Source organism: Inquilinus sp., from assembly GCF_057815775.1.
In genome coordinates, this window is sequence record NZ_JBYRFX010000670.1 from 1 (window position 1) to 8,034 (window position 8,034).

An 8,034-nucleotide genomic window follows, 5' to 3' on the forward strand; every position below is an offset into this window, starting at 1 on the left:
TGGGTGCGGCAAGTGATCGATCTCGGTCTTGCCGAGCAGTCGGGCCGGCGCGGGGACGCGGGCGACCTGGTGCGCTACAACCGGCCGGCGTTGGCGACACTCGCTCTGATCCAACTCTGGCTGCGCAAGGGAGCCAAGGCGGACGGCGATGCCCTGATCGCGCTCGCGGCACGCCGGGATCGCTCGGCGGTGCCTGCGTTCTCGTTGGCGCTGCCGAAGATCCTCGACAAAGAGCCGAAGCTGTTCAAGGCCGCGATGCGTGCGGCGTTCTCGAACATGCTGCAGCGTTGGCATGACGATGAGGACGATGAAGCCGAACGGCAACGCTTCGAGGCGGGGCGAAATGAAGCCGTCCGGGCGGCGGTGGCGGCGGAGATCGCGTGGCTCGATGGCAATAATGAAGAACCGGCTTGGCCGGAGTTTCCCAAGGAACGCCCACTCCTCCGCCACCGGACGCGCATTTCCGCTGCCGATCCGGATTCGCCTCAGGATCTCGAAGCCGATGCGATCGAGGAGGTGGAAAGCGCCGCAACATTCACCGTGCATGTCGACAGCCAAGCCGCGGCGCAGTGGCTGGGGATGCTCAACAGCGCCACCGAGGGAAAGGTGGATTGGAGTCAGGAGATCGTCGAGGCATATTCGGCCTGGACGGCGAAGATGAACGGCCTCGGCCTACCGGCCGAGGCCGAGATAGAGCGCAATCTGGACGCCTGGAACCTTCACTTCTACCCCTTGTTCGCCTCGATGCTCATGGACGCGCCGATAGCGCGCTTCGAAACGGATCTTGAGCTCGTCACCAACCTACCTGATGAATCGTTCGGTGGTGTCGCGCGGACCCTGATCCATGCGGCCGATGCGCTTTACTTCAATGAACCACGACGTGCGGCCGCGCGGCTGGTCGGGCTGCGGACACGGATGGCGGAGCGCGTCATGGCGCTCAGGCTATGGAAATGTGCAGGCGATCCAGCCAGTCTGAGTATCGACCACAATACCGGTGGCGTGGTGGCAAAGATGCTACTCAATACCTTCAACCAATTTAAGGGCACAAGGAGTTATTTGCCTCCAGCCCTGTCCGACCGGCTCGATCCGCTGCTTGAGTCCGTTGAGCCGATGTTGCCTGGGGGACCGACGTCATTCGTGGCGATGTGCGTCATGAATCTGTTGATGGTAACGCCCCGGGTGGGCCACCTTGATTTCCTGCTCAAGGCAGTCGAAGGATGGTTCGCACGAATTCCGACAGGCCCATTCTGGTTAGCGACGGGGACTGGCACCCGGATCATTGAATGGTTCGACGCAGTCACCATCGAGGAATCCGCGTTGCTCGCGCCGGAGCATGCATCTCGCGATCGGATTGATAGTCTGCTTGGGCGCTTGGTCGCAGTCGGCGTCGCGGAGGCGTACGAACTTGAGCGTAAGATCGAACAGGTCGCCGCCAGGGGGGAAGCCACGGATTGACGCCCAACTTGCGCATCGTGACCTTCGCTTAGATTTTGAAGTCTTCTTCGTAGAGATCTCCTTCGCACAGCTCAGGACGAAACTTGTGCAGCGCGGGCCGGGGGCCGAACCGGTGCCCAATATAGTATTGGATTTCCTTGGGTTTGCGCACGACCCTAGCGTCCAGCACCGGTGAAGTCGCGCTGTGCCGGGCAATTAGCGCGTCGTGAGATCGGTCGCGCGCGAATGCCAGGCGATAGGCGAAGCGCGACGTGATCCGGTTGATTGCATGCACTTTCGGCTTCTCGGTGACGACCCGAAACCGCGGTACGTGCCCGAGTTTGCGCAGTCGATTGGCACCGTGCAGGGCGAGCGTCGGCGACAACGGGAAGTAGAGCTCGATCTTCTCATTGTTGATATATGGGTGTCGGATACCGGCATCACCGGGGTCGAAATAGGCGACCGGATTGTCCGATGTAATGAAGTCCGTGCCGGTTTCGTTGCAGAGGATCTCGAAGCCGATCCGCAACGTGATATCACCAAAATTGCGGCTGTCCTCTTCCATCTTTCCAAGCGTGCGCTGCCGATTGATCGCGATGTCGACGGTATCGAGCTTGGTTTCGTAACGCCTCAGCTTGTCGGGGAGCTTGCCCATCTCGGCGAACACTTTGAGCCCAGTGCGCATCTCCAGCGCCATTATCTCCTCATTGAAGTTGCGCGCGGCCGGCACTCGCGTGCGCATCATCGTCATCATCGCATAGAGCCAATGGAGCACCTGGCGGTTGGGCGTCCGCGCCTGCAGCGCCTGCATCACCAACGGCCAGGGAGTCTCGACGCCGCCGAAGAGTTCCTCGAAACTGTCGTTGTCCCGCGTTCCGTCGGGCCGCATCTGGCTGTAATAGTACTTCTCGAAACCGATCTCCTCTGGCTGGACATTCAAAGGGTTGGCGGGATCGTCGCTCCGATATGCGTAGATTTTGCCGCCCGGCACTGCCGCCCAGGCGTTGAGATAGGTCACTGAGACAAAATGATGCCGCTTACTCTCCTGGCGCAACTTTATGCCGTCTCCAATCATGCAGGCATACCTTGCTGGTTGGCCTCGGCGAGATAGTTGCGATAGGCGAACGCGATGAGGTCCCGGATCAACTCTATAAGGCCCGCATACGGCGTGCCGCTGAACGGATCGTCATGGGCGAGCGCGTTGCGGATCGCTCTCAAAGTCGGCCGTGCCTCGCCAGAGATGCGGCCGACCACGGTGCCGCCACATCTCGCTATCATAGGAATCTGGGCGTCGGTTAGCGCGTCTTTTAGGACGAGTGCTTCGAAGAGTTTGCCGAAGGCCGGGGGCTTACCGCCTCCGAGATGGCGGTCGGTGAGCGCGAGCTGGAGCGTCGTCATCGCCACCAGTTCGGCAGCCTTGACGAGGTCGAACTCCATCCAAGCTAGATACAGCAGACTGAGGGCGCGGGCGAATTTCGTGCGGACGGTGAGTGGAATGTGCGGGAGGAGGTCGAGCCCGAGCACGAACACGCGCCAGTCCTGGACTCGTTCAAACGCGAGGAACGCCCCCGGCATCCCTGACGCCGGCCACGGAATTGTGAACGGCGTTTCGCGCGGCGGAAGTATGATTTTCGTCAGGCAATCGGCGAGCAGAGTCACCGCTCGCCGCCCCGCTCATCACGCCAGGACTGTCCAGTGCGCAATTTGCTTTCCGTCGCGGTGGAGAGGCTCTGGGGCTACAATGCCTGACATGATCGACGATGCTCAAGGGGCGCTCGAGACCCTCGCCGCGAAGGTTCGCGCCGTGCGTCAGGATGAGGAACTCGCCAACGCCGGCGAACCCGTGAACCTGAGGCGTTCGGTGCTTCAACCCGACGGCAAGTTCTCCGACTGGTCGCTTGCCTACGAATGGGCTCGGCGCGAGGTTGTGGCCAAGCGGCCGCCGGGCGAGGCGATCGATGGTGTCGGAGGAGATGCCGAGGGCCTTTCCGGCGCCCCGGATGGCGCTCCAGCCGTGGTAGGTGATGATGGTCGCCGCCAGCCCGGCCCGCTGGCGGCCGTGGCGCCGGTAGAGCCGGTCCTACTTGGGCCAGGATTGCCTACGATCTCGGGCCCGGCGGAAGCCGGCGTGGAACATACTCGACACCCGGGGCGCCAACCTCCTTCGGGGGGACCTCCTCAGGGCGCGGCTTCGGAGAGTCTGGCTGTGGCTTGGGGTTCATTCGTCCCCCTCGGCGCGCTTGCCCTTGAGTTTGGTCTCGTCCACCCATGGGAAATGTGGGCCGATGATGACGTATTCGACGCCTGGCGCATCTACCTTCGGCGGCTGCCGCCGAGGCGCTGTGACCTTAGCCCCGGGGTCGCGCTGCGCATTCTGTGTCATCTCAACCTCCGAACGGTATATGGAGACCGATCGATCGCACAACAACATACACCAGCGACGCAAAGGATGTAACCAGCGTCAGGATCGAGTAGGTGAGCGCTTCGAACCTCGCGCTGGCGCGCTGGGCGTTTAGCTTTCGATTTGCCGCGATCATCTCTGCATAGGCCTTCAGGTAGTGCACCGTCAGGCTGGCGTCGACCGCGTCCTTGAGCGCAGTACCTGCATTGCCCTCAACGACTTCAAGCCGCCACCCTTCCCACTCGGCAAACTCGAGCATCTTCTTCTCGTTCGGGTGATGGCCATAGTCTACCGGCCGAACGGCATCGAGGATCTTGAGAATGCACATCGACGCAAACGCCAGGAACAACACCAGCAGCGCCATCGGAACAATGAGCCCAAAGTCGATGGGGATCTGCTTGTAGGCCTTCGGCTGCAACCCGAGTAGCACACCGCTTAGACCAAGGACCGTCAGAGAGATCGAGATCGTCCTGGCCGCATCCTCTTCCGAGGACGCCTCCTTCTTCCACGATTCGATGAAATGCTTTTCCAACACCTCTTTGCCGAGCATGTCCGCATCCCCTAGTGACGGATGGCAGATATCACAGATTCGGCCTGGTGGTCGTGTCCTCGCTTAGCACAAGGTTCGACTGGCTTTTTTCAAGGCCCCATACTCAGGCGGTGACCGACGGGGCGCGCTCAGCGGTGATATCAATGGATGGTGACGAGTCTGCCAATGATCATTCGCTCATGACGGGACGGGGAAGACGACGGTTCTTCCGGCTGACGCGATAGACACCGTTCGTTGGCGCTCTTTCGATCCCGTCGGCAGCTCGCTAGCTTCGATGCATCCTCTAGCAGACGTCGGACTCTAGCCTGACCTCTGGTCCAAAATGGACTCCATTGGCTGTTCTACTAGGCTATCATGGAGCGCCACGCCGCGCCGGCGCGTGCTCGACACGCTTGAGCAGCCTCTCCGCCGAGGCGACCGTCGCAGCTTCGTCCTATCTGGATGCACGCAACGCAGAACAGCGCGCCGCGGTGGACTTCGGGATTGGCGATCCGTCCGCGGGACCCCTCTCGGTTATCGCGAGCGTGGGGACGAGCAAATCCAACACCCTGGCACATGGTGTCGTCCGATTGATCGGAACCGGCGCCGACCCAAGGCGGTTCTTGCTGCTGACCGTCTCACTCCGGGCGTGCCGATCGGTGCCCCGACCAAGGAATAGAGGACCCAGCGGGCCTGGACGATGTCTCTGACGTGACCTCTAGATCATGCTGGGTGCCCCGTAGTCTACAGCGGCATCCGGCCCGGCCTGGGGCTGGCCCCACCATGCTCTGGGCCGGGCCTTCGGAGGATTGCCCTCAGCGCAGCGGCAGGACGCCCTGGAGGGGATCCGTGGCTCTGTCCTTGCCCCACCAATCCCTCGCCAACCTGCTCGAGCCCAGCGGATCGAACCACACCCCGAACCGTTCGATCATCCGCAGCAATTCACCGACCGAGTAGGGCAGGTCATCCCAGGGGAAATCACCCGGCAGCTCGCCGGGCCAGAACCGCTCTTGAAGTTCCTCGACAATCGCGTCGAACCGGTTCCGGAGCTCCGCGTGCGGCAGATACTGCGCCTCCTCGAAAGGCAGGTGGAGCTCTGGGTCTAAATCATCGAGCGGGCCATGGTACTGGAGACCAAGATCGACGATCTCGATCTCAAATTCCTCCCCGCCCTGGCTCAACCTCGCCACGAGAGGGTCGACCTTCGCCAGAAAGGCGGCCTTCTCCTCGGCCGAGCGCGACCTCTTGACCAAGCCTACCTCGCCTCGGCCGCGGCGCGGGCATTGTGGCGGTCGATGAACCGCCTGATGGCCTCGGCCGGCCCCAGATCGTCCCACTCGCGATCGAGGAGACCAACGCCGCGTCGCATCGTAGTCAGTATGTCGAGCCGCGGCACAGCATCGGTGTTTTCGGTCGAAAGATGGATCACCACATCGGGGATGGCGTGGGAGACGAATTCCAGACGTGCCACGGTCCGATGATCGTCGGCGTCGCGCTCGCCGGGACAGGGATCGAACTCGACGAGCCGGACGAACAGACCTGGCGCCAGGCCGGCGGTCTGGACGTGCACATCGAGCGGTCGGAGAACCTCGTGCCAGGCGTCGCACACCTGGCGAGAGTGCCCGAAGGTGTCCTCGACATAGGTGGCGTAGTCGTCAACGACGCTCTGAAAGCTCTGTGCCGGCGTGGTCATTGGTTTCCCCCCAAGCTGAACTCCCTGGTTGAGAATCGGTGCCCCTCATGCCCGAGAGGCAAGGGGCGGGGCCGCCACCTCGCCTAGGGGCCGTCCGGGCCGGGGTGCGATGGCTTCCGCGAGCACCGCTCGCAAGGCACTATGGCGGCAATATGGGAGGCGACCGATGTGCAATCTCTATGCCGTGGACTCGACCCAGGAAGAGCTGCGCAGGCTGGCAGACGCCCTGGATGTCGACCTTGGCAACTTCGCTGGGATGGCCTCGGTCTTCCCGGACTATCTGGCTCCGGTGGTGCGCTTGGGCGCAGGCGGCAACCGGCGGCTCGAAATGATGCGCTGGGGTTTCCCGCCAGTCGGGCCCAACCCCTCCTACGTCACGAACGTCCGGAATCTGTCGAGCAACTTTTGGAAGGGGTGGCTCAAACCGGAGTGGCGCGTCGTGGTGCCGGCCTCGGCCTTCAGCGAGTACCTGCCGACGCCCGATCCCGTGACCAAGAAGAAGCCGGTTGCTTGGTTCGCGGTGAAGGACGGCACCCCGGAACCACGGCCGGTTTTCGGGTTCGCGGGGATCTGGCGCCCGTGGACGGGAACCCGTGGCACCAAGAAGGACCCAGTCGAGGGTGAGCACAAGCTGTTCTCCTTCCTGACCACCGAGCCGAACAGCATCGTCAAGCCGATCCATGAAAAGGCGATGCCGGTGATCCTGTCGCCGGACCGGTGGCAGGCCTGGCTGACGGCACCGGTCGAGGAGGCGATTGCCATGCAGCAACCGCTGCCTGACGACCGGCTCTATGTCGCCCGCGTCGGCCCGAAGGGCGACAGCGATGAACTGCAGGCGGCCTACGATCTGGGGTACCAGCAGGCCGCCGGTTGGCGCGCAGCGGCAGCCCCGCTCATCTGACTTTTTTGAGGAGACGGTTTTGAGCTCGATCAATCCCATCGACGTGACGATCCATGTCATGGAGGCCGTATACGGCCTCTCCTACGACGCCGGTGGGCTCAAGTTGCAGTGCAAGGGTGACCTGCCAGGCGTTCCACCCGGTGCCATGACGCTCAAGGGAAGCCTGCTCTTCAGCGCGATTCCGAAGAACGGCAGTCACACCGCGCTCTGCGACGGTCGTTTGTGGAGCAACGGCGAGGGCAAGATCGTTTTCGACCTCGACGATGGGTCGACGGCAACGCTGACCGTGACGTCGACCGCGCCCCCACCGCCCAGTCAGTTGGTGGTGGCTGGGCCAGGCGTTTGGCAGGTCGACCAGAGCTGATTGCCTACGGCGCTGCCGGGCTCGTAGGCACGATCCGCTACAAGCCGTATTCGCCGAAACCTTCGATCTGGCTGAAGCAGTGTTCGGCAAGGGCCTGATCGTAGCCGCGGCCGACCATGCCGGTGACCATGCGGTCGCGGGTATTCAGCGACCCGGGCGGTCCGGCGATAGGCGGACATCGACCGGCGCAGCTGGTCAGCCTCACCCGGACTGAAGCCGGCGGCAATGATTGCGATCGACATCGCCTGCTCCTGGAAGAGCGCCACGCCGGGGTCTTGGCGTGTCGTGATCGTCAGCGGCGGTCGGCCCTACGGTCATCGGGCAATCCAGGTCTCATTGATTTTTTATGAAGTTGCCTGAGTTTGCAATGGATTGGTGAGCTATCGGGCAGGCGGATGGGTTTATCCTCGTATCAGCCCCTTTGATCCCCAGCAACCAAGGCGGAACGTTGTCATGGCCCTCGGATTCTTCATGGTCCCGCCCGGCTATGCCGGCCCGGTCCCGCCAGGGTACACACTGCTCGTCTACACCAACACCCAGACCACCTACACCGGCAACGACGACGACATCGCCATCGGCAGCGACATCGGGGCGAATTTGTCTCCCGAAGGCGGCTACGACATCCTCGACTACTCCGGCTTTGGCCGGGGTATCAGGATCGATGAGTTCGAGGGGACGGTGCGAGATGCCAACGGCATCATCGCCCGGTCCA

At 62.6% G+C, this 8,034-nt stretch carries 11 protein-coding genes; 5 read left to right on the forward strand and 6 right to left on the reverse strand.

Features of this window, described 5'->3' with window-relative positions; genetic code table 11:
* A partial coding sequence (locus tag AC3XYG_RS23245; protein ID WP_489142241.1) for a hypothetical protein occupies positions 1–1,455 on the forward strand: 1,455 nt, incomplete at its 5' end.
* 28 nt (positions 1,456–1,483) lie between these two features.
* Here the strand turns inward: AC3XYG_RS23245 and AC3XYG_RS23250 are convergent.
* The 4 genes from AC3XYG_RS23250 to AC3XYG_RS23265 form a co-directional block, all read right to left on the reverse strand.
* Entirely contained in the window at positions 1,484–2,509 is a 1,026-nt protein-coding gene (locus AC3XYG_RS23250) for a DUF4238 domain-containing protein (RefSeq protein WP_489142242.1), read from the reverse strand.
* Positions 2,506–3,093 carry a hypothetical protein gene (locus AC3XYG_RS23255; protein ID WP_489142243.1) on the reverse strand — a complete coding sequence of 196 codons (588 nt, stop codon included), beginning with the start codon at positions 3,091–3,093 and terminating at the stop codon, positions 2,506–2,508. The genes AC3XYG_RS23250 and AC3XYG_RS23255 overlap by 4 nt, the downstream gene beginning before the upstream one ends.
* Positions 3,094–3,652: 559 nt before the next feature.
* Positions 3,653–3,817, reverse strand: a complete 165-nt coding sequence (locus AC3XYG_RS23260) for a hypothetical protein (RefSeq protein ID WP_489142244.1) — start codon at positions 3,815–3,817, stop codon at positions 3,653–3,655.
* Position 3,818: 1 nt separating this feature from the next.
* Positions 3,819–4,385: a hypothetical protein gene (locus AC3XYG_RS23265; protein ID WP_489142245.1), complete on the reverse strand. Its 567-nt coding sequence runs from the start codon at positions 4,383–4,385 to the stop codon at positions 3,819–3,821.
* 392 nt (positions 4,386–4,777) lie between these two features.
* Here AC3XYG_RS23265 and AC3XYG_RS23270 point away from each other — a divergent pair, with 392 nt between their 5' ends.
* Entirely contained in the window at positions 4,778–5,074 is a 297-nt protein-coding gene (locus AC3XYG_RS23270) for a UvrD-helicase domain-containing protein (protein ID WP_489142246.1), read from the forward strand.
* A gap of 105 nt (positions 5,075–5,179) precedes the next feature.
* On the opposite strand, the gene AC3XYG_RS23275 is transcribed toward AC3XYG_RS23270, so the two are convergent.
* Positions 5,180–5,617 (reverse strand): hypothetical protein, encoded by a 438-nt coding sequence (locus tag AC3XYG_RS23275; RefSeq protein ID WP_489142247.1) that lies wholly within the window; start codon positions 5,615–5,617, stop codon positions 5,180–5,182.
* 2 nt (positions 5,618–5,619) lie between these two features.
* Complete coding sequence (locus AC3XYG_RS23280; protein WP_489142248.1) at positions 5,620–6,057, reverse strand: hypothetical protein; 438 nt, start codon at positions 6,055–6,057, stop codon at positions 5,620–5,622.
* Between the two features lie 166 nt (positions 6,058–6,223).
* Between AC3XYG_RS23280 and AC3XYG_RS23285 the strand changes: the two genes are divergently transcribed.
* The 3 genes from AC3XYG_RS23285 to AC3XYG_RS23295 all read left to right on the forward strand — a co-directional run.
* Positions 6,224–6,958, forward strand: a complete 735-nt coding sequence (locus tag AC3XYG_RS23285) for an SOS response-associated peptidase (protein ID WP_489142249.1) — start codon at positions 6,224–6,226, stop codon at positions 6,956–6,958.
* A gap of 19 nt (positions 6,959–6,977) precedes the next feature.
* A complete protein-coding gene (locus tag AC3XYG_RS23290) occupies positions 6,978–7,322 on the forward strand; it encodes a hypothetical protein (protein ID WP_489142250.1) in 345 nt (114 codons plus the stop codon).
* Between the two features lie 453 nt (positions 7,323–7,775).
* Positions 7,776–8,034, forward strand: a 259-nt coding sequence (locus AC3XYG_RS23295) for a hypothetical protein (protein ID WP_489142251.1), incomplete at its 3' end; no start/stop codon positions are given.

Bases quoted from the DNA above. Each gene is read 5' to 3' on its own strand.
- AC3XYG_RS23250 (WP_489142242.1), bottom strand. From the start codon at position 2,509: ATGATTGGAGACGGCATAAAGTTGCGCCAGGAGAGTAAGCGGCATCAT.
- AC3XYG_RS23260 (WP_489142244.1), bottom strand. From the start codon at position 3,817: ATGACACAGAATGCGCAGCGCGACCCCGGGGCTAAGGTCACAGCGCCT.
- AC3XYG_RS23265 (WP_489142245.1), bottom strand. From the start codon at position 4,385: ATGCTCGGCAAAGAGGTGTTGGAAAAGCATTTCATCGAATCGTGGAAG.
- AC3XYG_RS23280 (WP_489142248.1), bottom strand. From the start codon at position 6,057: ATGACCACGCCGGCACAGAGCTTTCAGAGCGTCGTTGACGACTACGCC.
- AC3XYG_RS23285 (WP_489142249.1), top strand. From the start codon at position 6,224: ATGTGCAATCTCTATGCCGTGGACTCGACCCAGGAAGAGCTGCGCAGG.